This window comes from Streptococcus hyointestinalis (genome assembly GCF_041225505.1).
GTDB classification, from domain to species: Bacteria; Bacillota; Bacilli; order Lactobacillales; family Streptococcaceae; genus Streptococcus; species Streptococcus hyointestinalis_B.
The window spans coordinates 1-16,761 of sequence record NZ_JBCLSK010000017.1; the positions used below are offsets into that span (position 1 = coordinate 1).

Below are 16,761 nucleotides of genomic sequence, written 5' to 3' on the forward strand. Positions count from 1 at the left end.
TGGCTCATTTGGACTAACCTCCTGTTTGTTTGAACACTTACAGTATAGTCCTTTTGGGCCTTTTATTGTATTTTGAAGTCAACTAGCACCACGGGTATATTCTTTTTTAATTATATACTCAAAAAAAGCAACAACCTTATGGTTATTACTTTTTAATCATATCAAGATGAGGAATGTCGTCTTCGAGGTACACGTCTGAGATTGGCTCAAAGCCAAAGGAGGCGTAGAAGTTTTGGAGGTAGCTTTGCGCTTGGGCGTGGACAGGAAGATTTGGGAAATGCTCCTTGCAATAGTCAAGGGCTGTTTGCATCAGGTCTCGTCCGTAGCCGTCCTTACGATGTGCCTTTGGCACGACCACACGTCCAAGGTGGGTGGAGTCTTGGTCTGGGATGAGGTGACAATAAGCAACCAGCTCACCAGCCTTGGTCAAGCAAACATGAAGGCTCTTTAAGTCTGTTTCGTCCACTTCTTGCTAGTAGGACTCCTGCTCCACCACAAAAACGGCAGTCCTTAGATAATAAATATCAAATAGTTCTTTGGTCGTCAACTCTTCAAATGGCTTAATGGTCCACATGATTCTGTCCTTCTTTTTCATTTATCTTTAGTATAGCAGATATGAAAATTTATGCAAGATAAAGAGGTTTTCAACGTGCTTGGCGGAATTTTTTTAGCAGGCTTATGAGCTGCTCCTGCTCGTCCTCACTGAGGACAGCAAAAACCTCCTCAATACGGCTGATGTGGGCGGGCAGAGCTTTCTCGATAAGCTCAGTGCCTTTATCTGTCAGACTGATGGTAAAGGCACGCCCATCACAGGAGCTCTTTTGCCGCTTAATCCAGCCGTTTTTCTCCATGTTGTTGAGGACAAGGGTCATATTGCCAGAGGTGGCTAGGATGTTATCCACCAGCTGACCGATAGTCATCTCGCCCTTAGCATAGAGGACATCTAGAACGGAGAACTGTGTCGGCGTCAAGCCAAGACTTCTAAAGGTCTCTGAGGTCTTGCTATCAACCGTCCGAAAAGCTTTTCGCATGACGACCATAGCCTTGACGGCATTATTTTTGAATTTTGGCATAGTGTGTAGATACCCAGTGTGCGGTCAACATCGAAGCGCACGCCGTCAGCGTGATAGCTGCGATATTGATACTAGAGAGTTCTAAGTTGTAGGTAAAGTGTTTGTCTGTGTGCTTATTGTCTGTTTGAATGCTTAATTTCATGTCTTGCCTCCTTAAAAGAAATCATCAAATAGACTGAGCTGGTTATCTTCTGGGAGATTGCCTAGGATACCCATCTCGTCCATCTTGTCAACGAGTGTAGAGGACAGACCGCCTCGTTTTCTGAGTTCCATCTTGGAGAGAAACTCGCCCTCACTTCTGGCTGCGACCAGCTGTTTTGCAACGTTTTCACCCAGTCCATCAAGAGCAACAAAAGGTGGGATAAGAGTATCACCGTCAATGAGAAACTCTGTGGCGTCGCTACGATAGAGGTCCAGCTGACCAAACTTGTAGCCACGCTCCAGCATTTCATTGACCAGCTCCAAGGTGGTAAACAAATCATTTTCAACATTGGACGCTTCGTTGTTGCGTTTCTTTTCCTTGACGTCCTCCATACGGCGCTTCACCGCTTCAAGCCCTGCACTCATGGTCTTGAGCTCAAAAGCTTTAGCCCGAATGGAGAAGTAAGCACAGTAGTAGAAAATCGGATGATGTACCTTGAAGTAAGCCACACGAAGCGCCATCATGACGTAGGCTGCCGCATGGGCTTTGGGAAACATGTACTTAATCTTTCCACAAGACTCGATGTACCAGTCAGGAACGTTGTTTTCCCGCATGGCTGCAATGTAGCCGTTGCGCTCTTCTTCAGAGATCTTGAGCCAGAGCCCTTTACGCACACGTTCCATAATGGTAAATGCCATCTTGGGCTCAAGCCCTGCGTGCATGAGATAAACCATGATGTCGTCACGACAGCCAATCACAGTTGATAAGGTCGCAATGCCGTCTTTAATCAAATCTTGAGCATTGCCAAGCCAGACGTCTGTTCCGTGAGAAAGACCAGATAGCTGCAAAAGCTCCGCAAAGGTGGTTGGGTGGGTCTCATCCACCATGCCACGCACAAAGTTTGTCCCAAACTCTGGGATACCAAGCATACCTGTCGAGGTACCAATCTGCTCTTCTGTTACGCCAAGCACCTCTGTCCCTGAAAAAAGCTTCATGACCTCAGGGTCATCGGCTGGGATAGTCTGCGGGTCAATGCCAGACAAGTCCTGCAATTTACGAATCATGGTCGGGTCATCATGCCCCAGAATATCAAGCTTAAGGACATTCTCATCAATATCGTGGAAGTTAAAGTGGGTCGTCTGCCACTCGGCAGAAAGGTCATCGGCTGGGTACTGCACCGGTGTAAAGTCATAAACATCCATGTAGTTAGGAATAACAACGATTCCTCCTGGGTGCTGACCGGTGCTGCGCTTGACACCAGACGCTCCTAGAGCCAGACGATCCACTTCTGCTTCTGGGTAGAACTTGCTATAGTCACGCTCATAGCCCTTGACAAAACCGTAAGCCGTCCTGTCGGCAACTGTACCAACAGTCCCTGCTCGAAAGGCATACTTTTCACCGAAAATATCACGCACATCCAAGTGCGCATGCGGTTGGTCATCTCCAGAGAAGTTAAGGTCGATATCGGGCACCTTGTCTCCGTCAAAGCCAAGGAAGGTCTCAAAGGGAATGTCCTGTCCATCTTTTTTATAGAGCGTGCCGCATTCTGGGCAGTTTTTATTGGGCAAGTCAAAGCCTGAGCCGACAGAGCCGTCTGTGATAAACTCAGAGTGTCTACAAGACGGGCAGACATAGTGCGGTGGCATAGGATTGACCTCGGTGATACCAATCATGGTCGCAACAAAGCTTGAGCCGACAGACCCACGAGAGCCTACCAGATAACCACGCTCATTGGAGCGCTGCACCAACATCTGCGACGCTAGATAAATCACGGCAAAGCCATTTCCCAAAATAGACGCCAGCTCTTTTTCAATCCGCAGGTCAATAATATCTGGAAGTGGATTGCCGTAAAGCTCAAAGGCACGCTGGTAGGTCATCTCAGCGACCTGCTCCTCAGCCCGTGGGATGAAAGGTGTATAGAGGTCTTTTTTGACCACCTCAACCTCCTCAAAGCGCTCAGCAAAAGCTTGCGTATTAGTCACGACAATCTCATAAGCCAGCTCCTCACCGAGGAAAGAAAAATCATCTAACATCTCATTGGTCGTTCTAAAGTGGGCTTTTGGTAACGGTGCGGGCTTGGCATGCTCACCACGCCCGATATTGCGGTTAATCATTGCCCCTTGACCGAGACTTCTGACGATAATCTCACGGTAAATCTCATCCTCAGGCTCTAGGTAGTGGACATTTCCCGTCGCAAGAACAGGCTTTCCAGCTCGCCTTGCCACCTCAATAACATCACGAATAACCTGATAAATGCCCTCCTCGTCCTTGATCAGCTCACGTGCCACCAAGGGCTGATAAATGACTGGCGGCATGACCTCAATCATGTCATAATAGCGAGCCACCTCAACCGCAGCGTCCACACCTTGCGAGAGAACGGTGTCAAAGACCTCTCCTTCTGAGCAGGCACTGCCGATTAAGAGTCCCTCACGGTACTCATCCAGCACAGGACGTGGAATACGAGCCACTCCTTCAAAATACTTGACATTTGAGAGGCTGACCAGCTTAAAGATATTTTTTAAGCCCGTCTGATTTTGCACATAGATGGTCGCATGCTTGACCCGTGCTTTCTTGTAGGAGTCCTTAGAGACCAGCTTTGTGTTGAGCTCTGCAAGGTCATTAACCCCACGATTTTCTCTGGCTTCCTTGAGGAAGATAAAGAGCAGGCGCCCAGTGGCTTCGGCATCGTAGTTTGCCATGTGGTGGTGCTCCAGCGACACTTGGAAACGCTTGGTCAAAGCTCCTAGACCGTAGCGCTTGTACTCAGGGTAGAGATTTCTAGCAAACTCCAAGGTATCAATCACTGGCTGCGTGATGGTTGGCAGACCTTGTCGTTCATAGTTAGCATTCATAAAGCCAACGTCAAAGGTGGCATTGTGGGCGACAAGAACTGTATCACGGCAAAAGTCTTGAAACTCTTGCAAGACTTGAAGTAAGGGCTTTGCCCCCTTGACGTGATTGTCCGTAATCCCTGTCAGCTCTGTCGTAAAGGCAGACAGAGGGTGTCCAGGGTCGATAAACTCGTCAAACTGCTCGATGATATTGCCCTTGTACATCTTTGAGGCAGCGATTTGGATGAGGTCGTTATTGATCGCAGAGAGTCCTGTCGTCTCCACGTCAAAGACCACATAGGTCGCCTCGTGAAGATCCATGGGCACTTCATTGTAAGCGATAGGCACCATAGCTTCAACGATGTTGGCCTCTAAGCCAAAAATCGCCTTGATACCAGCCTTTTTCGCCTTATGATAGCCGTGCGGAAAGGACTGGACATTGGCATGGTCAGTGATAGCAATAGCTGGATGTCCCCATTTGGCTGCCTTGTCAATCAAGTCCTCAACAGTAGGCAGAGCGTCCATGGTAGACATGTTGGTGTGGGCATGAAACTCCACACGCTTCTTGCCTTCTGGCATCAAGTCCTTGCGCTCATTATGCACAATGGTCTTGACATCTTGAACATTCATGGTCAGAACCTTGGTCCATTGATTGTGCTCGATATTACCACGCACACGCAACCAAGCGCCTTTAGCAATCATATCAAACTTGGCGAGTTCCTCATCGTCCTTTGCCCAACGTTGCATGGCAAAAGAGGAGGTATAGTCGGTCATCTTGAAGCTAATAATATGACGTCCTGTGCGAGTTGTCCTGTGCTCTACATCAAAGACCAGCCCCTCAAAGACAATCCGATTTTCCTCAGTCGTCACCTCAATCATCGGTGTAATGTCTGCTTTGTCAAACTGTGCCTGACGCTTTTGGGCACGTTCTTTGAAATCATAAGCTGGCTTTTGCGCATCATCAGGTGGCATAGAAGCCTCCAATGACTTTTGCGATTCTAACGCTTTTGTGACTTCTTGTGTCGCTTTTTCCATCAACTGCTCACGATTTGTCTCATAAGACATCTGCAGTTCCTTGGTCTTTTCGTCATCCGAAATCAGCTCAAAAGTCAACTCACCAAAGCCAAACAAAGCAAACTGTTTTGTGAGATTTGGGATATGGTTCTTGCGAAAATGGTCGTTATTGACAAAGTCTGGGCAAAAAATCTGAACCTTCTGCCCATCATAATGGATAGACAAACCCGAAAAAGAGCTTCTAAAGTTTGCGCTATCGCAAAGAGAGTGTACAAATGCCTCCTCATAATAAGCCGCTAGTAGCTCATCAGACAGTTCAATATGCCGTGCTGCAATATCAAAAGTCGCTGTGATGTCCGCCTTTTTAAAGGTTGACGTCAAGCGATCATGCAACTCACGATAGATCTCAATAGGCAAAATCCCATCAAAGACAAAGTGAAACTCCCACAGACGTGAGATAGCATGCACTTTGACCTCACGAATATCAGCAGATGAAAAAGCACTTGACTGTCTCATCTCAAGTGGCATCTCTATCTGTTCCATTAGTTGCTTAAATAATTCCGACATGACACTCTCCTTGGTCTTTCTCTCCATTATTTTATCATAAAAGCGAAGCTTTTTCGATGAAAAGACGAAACATGAAAAGAAGCTAGGAACTTTTGTCCTAACTCTTTTAACGATTTGCCCAAGCGGTATCCTCATCTAGGGTGGCTTGGTCAGTATAGCTGCCTCGATAGCTGTTCCAGACTTGACCACTAGCATAACTACCTGTGCCAAGGTCCACCGTATCATAAGCGGTTAAGCCATAGGTTGCGATGATTTGATTGAGCTTTGTAGCGTAGCAGGTATCAGTCGCATAGGTGCCAGTCAGAGAGGCTGTCGCATCAAGATAAGATGAGGTATTGGACTTGTGGACGCCTGCATAGTAATCTGAGTTGAGGACACTTGCATAATCGTAAAGGGACGCCGCATAGCTAGGATAAGCCCGAAAGGCTGCATTGACCTGATAAGTGTTCCCACTGCCATCATCCTCCCAAGTCGTCATGGTCACTTGAGAGCCATTATAACTACCCTTAATGCCAAAAAGGTTGTAATAAGGGCTTTGGGAAAGAGCTGACTCCCCATTACTAGACTCTAAAACAGCTTGCGCAATCAAAACAGACGCATACAAGTCGTATTCTTGCCCAATCTGCCGTGCTGTTGGCGCAATAGCATCAATAAAACTACGTGTGCTAGACACAATCGTCCCTGTCTCTGCCTTTGCTTGTGTGCCACTTGAACTATAAGATTTGACCAAGGCTACACCCACCCCTAAAATAGCCACAGCGCTGACCAGACGTACCACAAATGATTTTCGCATTGAACTTTCCTTCTACCTACTAATACTACTGCCATTATAGCATAGTAAAATAGCACAACTCAAGGATAAAGAAGCTTGTCATCAAAGTGTTAGAGGATTGAGATAAAAAAGTCTCATAACTCAAAATCTCCCAAGAAATGTCTTGGGAGATGGGATTATTAGTCTTTTTTGGTTAAAATTTCAAGGGTTTCAATGAGATTTTCACTGTTGACCTCGATGGTGTCACCTGTGGCTTTTAGCTTGACTTCGACAATGCCTTCAGCAGCTTTCTTACCAACCGTCACACGGATAGGCAGACCAATCAAGTCACTGTCTGAGAATTTTGAGCCGACACGCTCATTACGGTCGTCTGTAAGGACTTCGTAGCCTTGAGCTACCAACTCTGCTTCAATCTCGTCTGTCAATTTCACCGCTTCTTCATCTTTGACATTGACTGTAATCAAGTGAACATCAAATGGTGCTAGCTCTTCTGGAAAGTTAATCCCCCATGAGTAGCGGTAAGCGCCTTTAGGGGTCTTGGTCACAAAGAGACGAGCGTACTGCTCAATGACCGCAGACAAGATACGGCTAACGCCGATACCGTAGCTACCCATGATGATAGGGATAGAGCGACCATTTTCATCCAAAATCGTAGCGCCCATGCTCTCAGAGTAGCGAGTACCGAGCTTAAAGATATGCCCAATCTCAATACCTCGTGCAAACTTGAGGACACCCTTACCGTCTGGTGCAACCTCACCTTCTCTCACCTCACGCACATCCACATACTCGGCTGTGAAGTCACGCTCAGGGTTGACACCTGTCAAATGGTAGCCGTCTTCGTTGGCTCCGACAACGACATTTGCCACATTTTGCACCTTGCGGTCAGCGATGATACGCACATCATCTGCCAAGCCGACAGGACCAAGGGAACCAAAGTTGGCACCAAAGACACGGTTAGCATCCGCTTCTGTCGCTGGCTCGAGGAAGTTGGCTCCGAGATGGTTTTTCAGTTTGATGTCGTTGACTTGGTCATTACCAACAAGTAGCACGACAACCGGCTCACCGTCTGCCATAAAGAGCAGGGTTTTGACGGTTTGCTCTTCCTCAACTTGCAAGAAAGCAGCCACGTCGTCAATGCTCTTGCAGTTTGGTGTTTCCACTTTTACGACATCGTCTTGAGCTTGAACTTTGTTAGACACTTCAAAGGCATTTGTCGCCATCTCAAGGTTGGCAGCGTAGCCTGACTCTGTAGAGTAGGCAATCGTGTCCTCACCAGAGACTAGCCATGACGATAGCTCCGCCTTAATCTCCTCTAGGACATCCTCTGGAATGTCGTGGATAGACGTGATAGACTTGTCAAGCACTAACCAGTGGTTAAGGTCTGTGCGGTCTGGTGTAATCGCCATAAACTCTTGGCTGTCCTTGCCACCCATAGCACCACCATCGCCGATAATGCCACGGAAATCAAGCCCAGCACGGGTAAAGATATTCTCATAAGCTTTACGATAGTCCTCGTAAGTTACATCCAAATCCTCATAGCTTTGGTGGAAGCTATAGCCGTCTTTCATGATGAACTCACGTGTACGCAGCAAACCATTACGTGGACGCTTTTCATCACGGTATTTTGGCTGGATTTGATAGACATTCATCGGCAATTGCTTATAAGACGTGATAGCGTCACGGATAAGGCTGGTAAAGGTCTCCTCATGCGTTGGACCTAGGATAAAGTCTGAACCGTCACGGTTTTTGAGCTTGTAGAGGTCCTCACCATAGGTCTCATAACGCCCTGACTCACGCCAAAGGTCAGCTGTCAAAAGCGCTGGTGCTAGCATTTCAACCGCACCAATCTTTTCAAACTCTTCACGCATGATTGCCTTGAACTTCTCAAGGGTGCGCTGTGCTAATGGCAGGTAAGCGTAAATTCCCGCAGACACTTGACGGACATAACCTGCTCTTAGCATGAGAGCGTGGCTGATGACCTGTGCATCACTTGGCATATCACGAAGGGTTGGAATAAGCATTTTTGATTGTTTCATTGTCTACACTAGTCGCAAAAGCGACTTCCTTTCTTTTTTTCAAAATAGGAACAAGCTAGATTAGCTTGTTCGTTTGATATCTTTCTAGAAAAAGGCACGCATGATGTCATTCCATGTGACAGCTATCATTAGGATAACCATGAAAGCCGCACCTGCTAGAGTGATGTAAGTCTCTGTCTCCTGACGAAGGGGCTTACGTCTGATGGCTTCTAAGATATTGATGACAATCTTACCACCGTCAAGAGCAGGTATCGGAATGAGGTTCATAATCCCAAGGTTGATAGAGAGCATACCAAGGAGCTGCAGGACAGTCTCAAAGCCTGCGCTGGCTGCTTGATTGCTCATCTGATACATAGCAACAGGACCTCCTAGCTTATTGAGGCTAAAGTTTGTAATCAAGCCTCTTAGACTGTTGAGGATGAGAAAGGCACTGTCCCAAGCCTGCTTGAGCCCACCAAAGATTTTATCGGTCAGACTTGTCTTGAGAGCTGGCTGAACACCAATCATATAGGAGCCATTTTGCTTTTTAGGTGTGATGTTGAGGGTCTTTGTTTTATTGTGAGACTTGACAGTGACTGCGATGGTCTGACCTTCTGTGAGTCCATCTGTTGAGCTGTCCACAGCCTCAACCAAGCTCTCCCAGTTGGTGACCTTTTTACTTCCAATTTTTAAAATCTGGTCATTGTCACGCACACCTGCTTGATACATAGCTCCGTCTGAGGTCACACGGAAGTGATTGCTCGAGTAGTCAGATACACCACCAGCGACAAAGGCTAGTAGGACAAAGACAACAGCCCCCAGGATAAAGTTGTTCATGGGACCTGCAAAATTGGTGATGAGACGCCCCCAGACGCTAGCATTTTGATACTGCACATCAAGTGGAGCAATCCTCAGCTCTGTGCCGTCCTCCTCGATGATAGTAGCATCATGGTCGACTGGATAGGTCTTGGTCTCATCCATGACTAGCCCAGTGATGACAAGCTTATCCTCCAAGTCATAGCTTGTGACATTCATCGGCAGGCTATTCATATTGGACGTTTTTTGAGAGAGGTCGATACAAGTCACAATGCCCTCACTATTTAGCGTGAGACTAGCTGGGCTTCCTGTCTTAATCTCGGTTGTATCATCACCCCAACCTGCCATACGCACATAACCACCTAGTGGCAAGATACGTAGCGTGTAGGTCGTTCCGTCTTGACCACGATGGGCAAAAATCTTTGGTCCCATGCCGATAGAAAACTCACGCACTAAGATACCAGATTTTTTAGCAAAATAGAAATGCCCAAACTCGTGTACAATGACGATAATCCCAAAGATGATGATGAAAGTGATAATTCCTAACATAGCATTCCTTTCTTTATAGACTTCCCTTCAAAGACTAGAATAAGCCAAAGAAGTGCATAATCGGAAAGACAAAAATCATGCTATCAAAGCGGTCTAAGATACCGCCGTGCCCAGGAATGAGCTTACCAGAGTCCTTGACACCGTAGCGGCGCTTGATACTGCTCTCCACCAAATCCCCAAACTGCCCAAAGATACTAAAGAGCACCACTAAAAACAGCATGACGATAAAATTGTGTGGAGCGTAGACAGACTTGTCCACCAGCATAAAGACAAAAGCCACCACCACAGCAGACAAGATACCACCTAGACTACCTTCAATCGTTTTATTGGGCGACACAGCAGGTAAAAGCTTGTGCTGACCAAACCTGCGTCCGATAAAGTAAGCACCGCTATCTGTAGCCCAGACGATAAAGAGGGCTAAGAGCACCTTGTCAAAGCCTGCAATACGGGCATTGATGAGGTTTTGAAAACCAATCCCCACATAAAGACTCGCTGCAATCGGAAAAGCTGTCTCCTCAAAAGAGTAGCGACTGCTATTAAGGACAGTGCCTGCCAATATCAAAAGGACAAGGATACTGTAAGCTGAAAAGCTAGCGTCCACTGGCAAAAAGCCTAGGTAGTTGTCCAGTGGCACCGTTAGCACAAAGGCTGCTAACATGGCAAGCACCCCTTCAAATGAAAAAATTTCTAAACGGCGCATTTTGAGCAATTCAGACACTCCAATCATAGCAAGAATACCGATTAAAAGCTGAAACGGCAAACCACCAAAATAGAGAAAAGGTAGAAAAATAGCCAGTGCTATCGCACCCCAGATAATGCGTTCTTTCATAAAATAACTCCTTAAACACCACCAAATCGGCGTTGGCGTTGATTGTATTCTTTGATTGCCTCATAAAGCCCATCTCGTTTGAAATCAGGCCACAAGGTCTTTGTAAAGTAAAATTCACTGTAAGCAGACTGCCAAGGCAAGAAATTGCTAAGACGCAACTCACCGCTTGTTCTGATGATGAGATCGGGATCTCGGTACAGGTAAGGCAGCTCGCTAGTCATAAGGTGACTGGCAATCGTGTTTTCATTGATAGTAGCTGGGTCAAGCTCGCCCTTTTGTACTGCTTGGGCGATTTGCTTGGTCGCCTCAACCAGCTCACTTCGTCCACCGTAGTTGAGGGCGAAGTTAAGCACCAAACCAGAGTTGTGCTTGGTCTTTGCAATAGCTCGGTTCATAGCATCAAGTGTTGCCTCAGGCAAACGCGCAAGCTCGCCAATCACTTGGACACGCACATTGTTTTCATGGAGCTTTGGCACGTATTTATCAAAAAACTCGACAGGGAGATTCATGATAAAAGACACCTCGTCATCTGGTCGTGACCAATTTTCCGTTGAAAAGGCGTAGACTGTGAGCACCTTGACACCAAGGTCAGACGCTGCGATAGTGACATCCTGCAGCGCATCCATACCTGCTTTGTGCCCAAAGACACGTGGTTGTAAGCGTTTTTTAGCCCAACGACCGTTACCATCCATGATGATACCGATGTGGTTGGGAATTTTTTCCAGCGTCGTCGCTGTTTGTTTTTTCTTAAACGTAAACATCATAATCCTTAACCGATCTTTTTAGCTTTGTTCTAAAAAGACAAAATTTCTTATTCCCTTATTTTACCATATTTAGGCACAATATTAAACGTTTTTAGCGTGTTTAGCTGTTTACTTACAAAAAAGAGACTAGAATATCTACAATGTCATTAAGTTAAGACCTAGAATCTAAAATAAGACCACATTTGAAAGCTCATAATTACATCAGACTTTCAAAAGTGGTCTTTTTGTGCATGCCAAATAAAGGTTTTTGTGACCTTTTTTTAAAAAATTATGATACTCTATAGGTGAAGCTTACTACTGATTGATTTCTCAGTCGCCTCTTAAAGGTTCGACCTGGACGGATGATTGACAAATGTCTCTCTATGTAAGTTTTCAACTGAGAAGAAGTGAGCTTGTTTTTTAGAAATTGTTTGCAGGCATAAACAGCATCAGAAAAGCAGATTTGGTAGTTTTCTAAGCTGGACATGGTATCACTAATTTTCATTGTGATCTATCTACAGAAGTTAAACTCTGTAAAACGTGCATAAATTTCCTGAAGAACACCCTCCTTCTTCTTTGCATGAAAATTAACGAGGCCTATACTATATTTTAGGTCCCTAAAACTTGTCTCTATGCCCCATCTACGGGTATAGAGTTTTTTAATATCTTCAAAAGGTAGGTCTGAATTTGTAACGAGGACCTCATAGTTTCCTTCCCCTATAGGAATCTTTAAAATCCGAAAATCTAGTTCATAAAATTGAGGATTACCTCCATAATCGACAGAGTCCGGTAGGAAATCAAATCTAGAGTTATTTGGTACAAATCGGTAATTTTCTGGATTAAGTTTGTAGAGATATTTCATCTTGTTTGTTTGATTCTTAGACAATTTGATGGTCACCTCTTCCTCAATTGGAACATCTGGTAAATGAAATCTAGATGCAAAAGATTTCTTTCCACTCTTAACACGAATAATGTATTTCCATCCTTTTTCCTCGAAATGTGCCATGAGATTGTAGCTTTCATATCCCCTGTCCATTATCACAAGAGCTGTTTCAAAAGGGAGAAACCTCCATCATTTCAATGACTGCCTGCCGCTCATCCGCCTTTCTTTTATCCTGCACTCTTACATCAGTATAAATACCTGTGTTTAAGTCATAAAATGCATTAAGATGAATCAGGTTATACGACTTATTTCCTTCGCCAACTTGAAAAGAAGTCCCCTCATCTTTAGAATTTCTAGGGATATTCACGTCACTACCATCTGCCGCTAGAATAGGGATAGAATCAGGAATAGGAATTTTTGATGTGAATTCTTTAAATATTTTATAGAAAGCAGTGGGTTTAATTTTATAGCGAGCTTGTACAAAAGCAGATTCCGTTACCCAAATATTAGCATCTAACAATTCTTTTGAAAGAGATTTTCCACCCATTCTGAGAACTAAATTTACTACGTTTTCAAGAGATAATTCTCGATTTCGAGTAAAATCTGAAGGTTTAGAGAGCAAACTTCTCCTATCTTGCCCCATCACAGTAGTAATACTATTTCGCAATTGCTTCCTTACTTGATTTGGCATTAAAACCACCTCCTTTAGCCTAAGTATAGCAAAAAAAGGATTTCGAAAGTTCGATTTACGAACTTCCGAAATCCTTAACTTAATGACATTTAGAATATCTAGTCTCTTTTTATGTCATAGCTCTAAAAAGCTTAGTCTTTTGTGTCTACAGCTTCGTCTGTTTTGTCATCATCACTTGACACAGCAGAGTCCGTTGTTTCGATAGCAGGTATGCTTGTTGATTCTTCACTTGCTGTTTCCTTTTTTGAAACGACACGCTTAATCGCTGCAATCTCAAAAGTGAGGTAAACCCCTTCGATGTCAAGAACCATCTTTTGAGCGTCACGATCAACTTCGTCAATTTTACCATAAAGCCCACCGATAGTGACAACTTCATCACCTGGTTGGATAGCGTTTAATTGTTCTTGACGTTGTTGTGCTTGCTTTTTCTGGCTACGTTGCATGAACCAAATCATAGCCACCATCAGCACAATCATAATTATTGCTGGCATAATGTCTCCTCTAATCTGTCATTTACTAAAAAACGAACCTTCGTTTTCTAAGAGCCATTATACTATATCAAAATTCTTGGCTTCTAGCAAGTTCTAACAGCTATTCGCCGATAAAATCTTTGATTGCTTCTGGGCTAAGTGATGAGTCACACACCACACGCACCTCACCAGCTTTAGCCACTAAAAGAGCTGGCACTGTTGGGATAGTGTTGGCGTCACGAAAAGCAGCAATAGCATTAGCATCCTCGATGTTATCGCTCTCTAGGTAGCTGACCTTAGCGCCTGTTTCACTGATAACTTGGGCAAGTTTTGGAGCAAAGAGTTGGCAGTATGGACAAGTTGGACGCCCGATAAAGGCAATCACGTCCTCACCTTTTGTGAATGCTCCTTCTAAGTCAGCAATGCGCACTTCTGTCATCTGTTTAATAGCTTCATCAAATGTCATAGTTGTTCTCCTTTGGTTTTTAGTGCTTTCATGATACCTTTTTTAGCCTAAAAAGGCAACTAATCGCTACGCAAAGAGAGTGAGACAAAAATCGGTAATTTCGTAGAAATTCGATACAAAGTTTAGACACTTACTTCGTAAGTGCTATTTCCCGATTAAAAAGGTTTCCCCGAACCTTTTTAACACCTCCGCACAAGTTGAATAGGGCTATAAAAGTTGATTTATCAACGTATTAGAGCCCACTCAACCACTGCGTCTGGAACATAGGGCTCATAAAATATAGGAGCTAAAAACGACAAACTGCACCCCAAGCATAAGACTAGTATGTCTAACTTTTGAGCTGCAGTTCACTCTTATCCCAACTTCTTTTAATCAGTCTTCATAGCCATTTGGGTGGCTAGAGTGCCATGCCCAAGCGGTTTCGATGATTTTGTCAATGTCGTCAAAAACAGGTTTCCAGCCAAGGACTTCTCTTGCTTTTTGAGAAGAAGCAACGAGGGTATCTGGGTCGCCAGGGCGACGCTCTGCGATTTCCATAGGAATAGCGGCTCCTGTCACACGGCGAGCTGCCTCAACGATTTGGAGATTTGAAAATCCAGTCGATGAGCCAAGGTTGAAGGCTGTTGATGGCTTACCAGCTCTTAGATAGTCGACAGCAAGAAGGTGAGCGTCAGCAAGGTCAAATGGGTGCACGTAGTCACGGACATTTGTCCCGTCTGGTGTCTGATAGTCATCGCCAAAAATCATGAGCTTCTCACGCTTGCCTTGCGCCACCTGTAAAACGATAGGAAGTAAGTGCGTCTCTGGCCCGTGATCCTCACCGATAGAACCGGCTGGCTTAGCTCCTGCTACGTTAAAGTAGCGCAGCGCTACAAACTTGATACCGTAGGCTTGGTCTGTCCATTTCATGATGGTTTCCATCATGAGCTTGCTCTCACCGTAAGGGTTGATTGGTTTTTGCGGAGCCGTCTCAGGGACTGGAACCTCCTCTGGGATACCATAAGTTGCTGCAGTTGATGAAAAGACAATCTTTTTCACATCAAACTCATGCATGACCTCAAGCAGGCTAATCATACCGGCTGTGTTATTGTCAAAGTACTTGAGCGGCTCAGCGACAGACTCAGCGACAAGTGAAAAAGCAGCAAAGTGGATAATAGCATCAATCTCTGGATTTTCGCTAAAGACCTTGCGCATAAAGTCCTTATCAGCGATATCTCCCTCGTAAAAACGTGCCTTTTCGTGAACAGCCTGTCTGTGACCAGTCACAAGGTTGTCAACGACAACCACCTCTTCATCTCCCTTTTCAATCAAACGATCCACCATGTGTGAGCCGATGTAGCCCGCACCACCTAAGACTAAAATTGCCATAAGCATCCCTTGCGCTACCTGTAGCGCTTATCCTTTCTATCTTTCAACCCTTATTCTAAGCCTAAGCTATCAATAAAACGCAGCAAAGCTTTTTGCCCTTTAGTATCACGCTTATAGACACCTGCATCCTCAAGCACACGAGCAAAAACCAAACCAACAGCTTCATGGACAAGCTCTACTACCTCATCTCTTGTCACATCAGGGTGAGTTTCTTTGATGGCTTTTGCCCACTCTCTATGGTAGGCTGCCATCTGGTGGGGTTCATCCAAGAGATACTTTTCCACCTCTTCTAGCTCTTCTTTGAGACGGGGCGGCAATATGGCTAAGCCCATGACCTCAATCAGTCCGATATTTTCCTTTTTGATGTGCTGAACATCTGGATGTGGGTGGTAGATACCGTCTGGGTATTGCTCTGACGTTTGGTTATCACGCAGCACCAAGTCCAGCTCAAAAACATCTCCTTTTTTTCTAGCAATGGGTGTTACTGTATGATGAGATTCACCATGTGACCTAGCTAAAACGCCAACGCTCTTATCTGAGTAAGATTGCCACGCTAAAAAAATCTTGGTTGCTAAGGAGATAATTTCCTTTTTTTGTCGACTTTTAAGACGAATAACGGTCATAGGCCATTTTACTACACCCGCCTCTACCTTGTCAAATCCCTTCACAACAAAAGAGTGCTCTATCTCTGCCTTTTCCATAGGAAAGGTGTGGCGCCCGCCCTGATAATGCTCGTGTGTCAAAATCGAGCCACCGACAATAGGCAAATCTGCATTGCTTCCTGCAAAATAATCAGGAAAACGCTCGACAATTGCTAGCAAACGCTCAAAAGTCACTTGACTAATCTGCATTGGTGTGTGTTTGCCGCAGAGAAAAATCGCATGCTCATTAAAGTAAGCGTAAGGAGAATACTGAAAGCCCCAAGTCTCTCCCTCTAGGTCAAAACGAATAATGCGATGATTAGCTCTAGCTGGGTGATTGATTCTTCCTTGATAGCCTTCGTTTTCCATGCAGAGCTGACATTTAGGATAGTCTGATTGGGGGAGTTCTCTAGCTTTAGCGATTGCCTTAGGATCTTTTTCAGGTTTTGAGAGATTGATGGTAATCTCTAAGTCTCCATAGGCTGTTTTTGTGCTATAGGCGATATTTTTAGCGATTGCCTTTGTTTTGATATAGTCATTACGCTTGCTAAGTTGATAGAAGTCTGCGATTGCTTGTTTTGGGGAGTCTCCATAGGTCTTCCAAAAGTCATGATTGACTTGGCTCGGACAAGGGGTGATAAAGTCCATAAGAGTAGTCCCTAGACAGTCCTGCTCAGCAAAACTGTCACCTACCTTACCATTGTGATAAGCAACGGCTACTAGCTGTTCTTTGAGGACAATCAACTCACCACTTTTTGCTTCTGCCGTCACACCCTCTTCACCTACCAAAGACATAATACGATTATTTAGATAGATACGGTCTAGCTCATCAAAACGACTATTTGCAATGACTTGGTCTACAAAAGCTTGTAAAACAGTTTTCATCTAATC

Annotated in this window: 13 protein-coding genes and 1 pseudogene; all 14 read right to left on the minus strand. The window is 45.0% G+C overall.

The features are described 5' to 3' along the window. Positions 1-145 precede the first annotated feature (145 nt). Positions 146-466, minus strand: a complete 321-nt coding sequence (locus AALA56_RS05515; RefSeq protein ID WP_369909119.1) for a GNAT family N-acetyltransferase — start codon at positions 464-466, stop codon at positions 146-148. Positions 467-644: 178 nt separating this feature from the next. After that, positions 645-1,073 (minus strand): MarR family winged helix-turn-helix transcriptional regulator, encoded by a 429-nt coding sequence (locus AALA56_RS05520; RefSeq protein ID WP_369909120.1) that lies wholly within the window; start codon positions 1,071-1,073, stop codon positions 645-647. Further along, the gene (locus AALA56_RS05525) at positions 1,054-1,215 is read right to left on the minus strand and encodes a hypothetical protein (protein ID WP_369909121.1); all 162 of its coding nucleotides are present in this window, start codon (positions 1,213-1,215) and stop codon (positions 1,054-1,056) included. The genes AALA56_RS05520 and AALA56_RS05525 overlap by 20 nt, the downstream gene beginning before the upstream one ends. A gap of 11 nt (positions 1,216-1,226) precedes the next feature. Then, positions 1,227-5,627, minus strand: a complete 4,401-nt coding sequence (locus tag AALA56_RS05530) for a PolC-type DNA polymerase III (protein WP_369909122.1) — start codon at positions 5,625-5,627, stop codon at positions 1,227-1,229. Between the two features lie 106 nt (positions 5,628-5,733). After that, positions 5,734-6,420 carry a glucosaminidase domain-containing protein gene (locus AALA56_RS05535; RefSeq protein WP_369909123.1) on the minus strand — a complete coding sequence of 229 codons (687 nt, stop codon included), beginning with the start codon at positions 6,418-6,420 and terminating at the stop codon, positions 5,734-5,736. A gap of 158 nt (positions 6,421-6,578) precedes the next feature. Continuing rightward, entirely contained in the window at positions 6,579-8,435 is a 1,857-nt protein-coding gene (locus AALA56_RS05540) for a proline--tRNA ligase (protein ID WP_369909124.1), read from the minus strand. An 84-nt stretch (positions 8,436-8,519) separates the two neighbouring features. Next, a complete protein-coding gene (gene rseP, locus AALA56_RS05545; RefSeq protein WP_369909125.1) occupies positions 8,520-9,779 on the minus strand; it encodes an RIP metalloprotease RseP in 1,260 nt (419 codons plus the stop codon). 34 nt (positions 9,780-9,813) lie between these two features. After that, entirely contained in the window at positions 9,814-10,608 is a 795-nt protein-coding gene (locus tag AALA56_RS05550) for a phosphatidate cytidylyltransferase (RefSeq protein WP_369909126.1), read from the minus strand. Between the two features lie 11 nt (positions 10,609-10,619). Next, positions 10,620-11,369 carry an isoprenyl transferase gene (locus AALA56_RS05555; protein WP_369909145.1) on the minus strand — a complete coding sequence of 250 codons (750 nt, stop codon included), beginning with the start codon at positions 11,367-11,369 and terminating at the stop codon, positions 10,620-10,622. Between the two features lie 271 nt (positions 11,370-11,640). Continuing rightward, a pseudogene (locus tag AALA56_RS05560) lies at positions 11,641-12,925 on the minus strand (IS4 family transposase). Positions 12,926-13,056: 131 nt separating this feature from the next. Then, positions 13,057-13,416, minus strand: coding sequence for a preprotein translocase subunit YajC (gene yajC, locus AALA56_RS05565; RefSeq protein WP_369909127.1), 360 nt, complete (start codon positions 13,414-13,416; stop codon positions 13,057-13,059). Between the two features lie 100 nt (positions 13,417-13,516). Then, on the minus strand, positions 13,517-13,861 hold the full coding sequence (locus tag AALA56_RS05570) for a thiol reductase thioredoxin (RefSeq protein WP_369909128.1): 345 nt from the start codon (positions 13,859-13,861) through the stop codon (positions 13,517-13,519). 372 nt (positions 13,862-14,233) lie between these two features. Continuing rightward, entirely contained in the window at positions 14,234-15,229 is a 996-nt protein-coding gene (gene galE / locus AALA56_RS05575; protein ID WP_369909129.1) for a UDP-glucose 4-epimerase GalE, read from the minus strand. Between the two features lie 50 nt (positions 15,230-15,279). Beyond that, a complete protein-coding gene (gene galT / locus AALA56_RS05580) occupies positions 15,280-16,755 on the minus strand; it encodes a UDP-glucose--hexose-1-phosphate uridylyltransferase (protein WP_369909130.1) in 1,476 nt (491 codons plus the stop codon). Positions 16,756-16,761 lie beyond the last annotated feature (6 nt).

Coding starts and splice junctions, on each gene's coding strand:
- AALA56_RS05555 (WP_369909145.1), bottom strand. CDS start 11,369: ATGTTTACGTTTAAGAAAAAACAAACAGCGACGACGCTGGAAAAAATT.
- galT (WP_369909130.1), bottom strand. CDS start 16,755: ATGAAAACTGTTTTACAAGCTTTTGTAGACCAAGTCATTGCAAATAGT.
- AALA56_RS05525 (WP_369909121.1), bottom strand. CDS start 1,215: ATGAAATTAAGCATTCAAACAGACAATAAGCACACAGACAAACACTTT.
- AALA56_RS05570 (WP_369909128.1), bottom strand. CDS start 13,861: ATGACATTTGATGAAGCTATTAAACAGATGACAGAAGTGCGCATTGCT.
- AALA56_RS05530 (WP_369909122.1), bottom strand. CDS start 5,627: ATGTCGGAATTATTTAAGCAACTAATGGAACAGATAGAGATGCCACTT.
- rseP (WP_369909125.1), bottom strand. CDS start 9,779: ATGTTAGGAATTATCACTTTCATCATCATCTTTGGGATTATCGTCATT.
- AALA56_RS05540 (WP_369909124.1), bottom strand. CDS start 8,435: ATGAAACAATCAAAAATGCTTATTCCAACCCTTCGTGATATGCCAAGT.
- AALA56_RS05520 (WP_369909120.1), bottom strand. CDS start 1,073: ATGCCAAAATTCAAAAATAATGCCGTCAAGGCTATGGTCGTCATGCGA.
- yajC (WP_369909127.1), bottom strand. CDS start 13,416: ATGCCAGCAATAATTATGATTGTGCTGATGGTGGCTATGATTTGGTTC.
- AALA56_RS05550 (WP_369909126.1), bottom strand. CDS start 10,608: ATGAAAGAACGCATTATCTGGGGTGCGATAGCACTGGCTATTTTTCTA.
- galE (WP_369909129.1), bottom strand. CDS start 15,229: ATGGCAATTTTAGTCTTAGGTGGTGCGGGCTACATCGGCTCACACATG.
- AALA56_RS05535 (WP_369909123.1), bottom strand. CDS start 6,420: ATGCGAAAATCATTTGTGGTACGTCTGGTCAGCGCTGTGGCTATTTTA.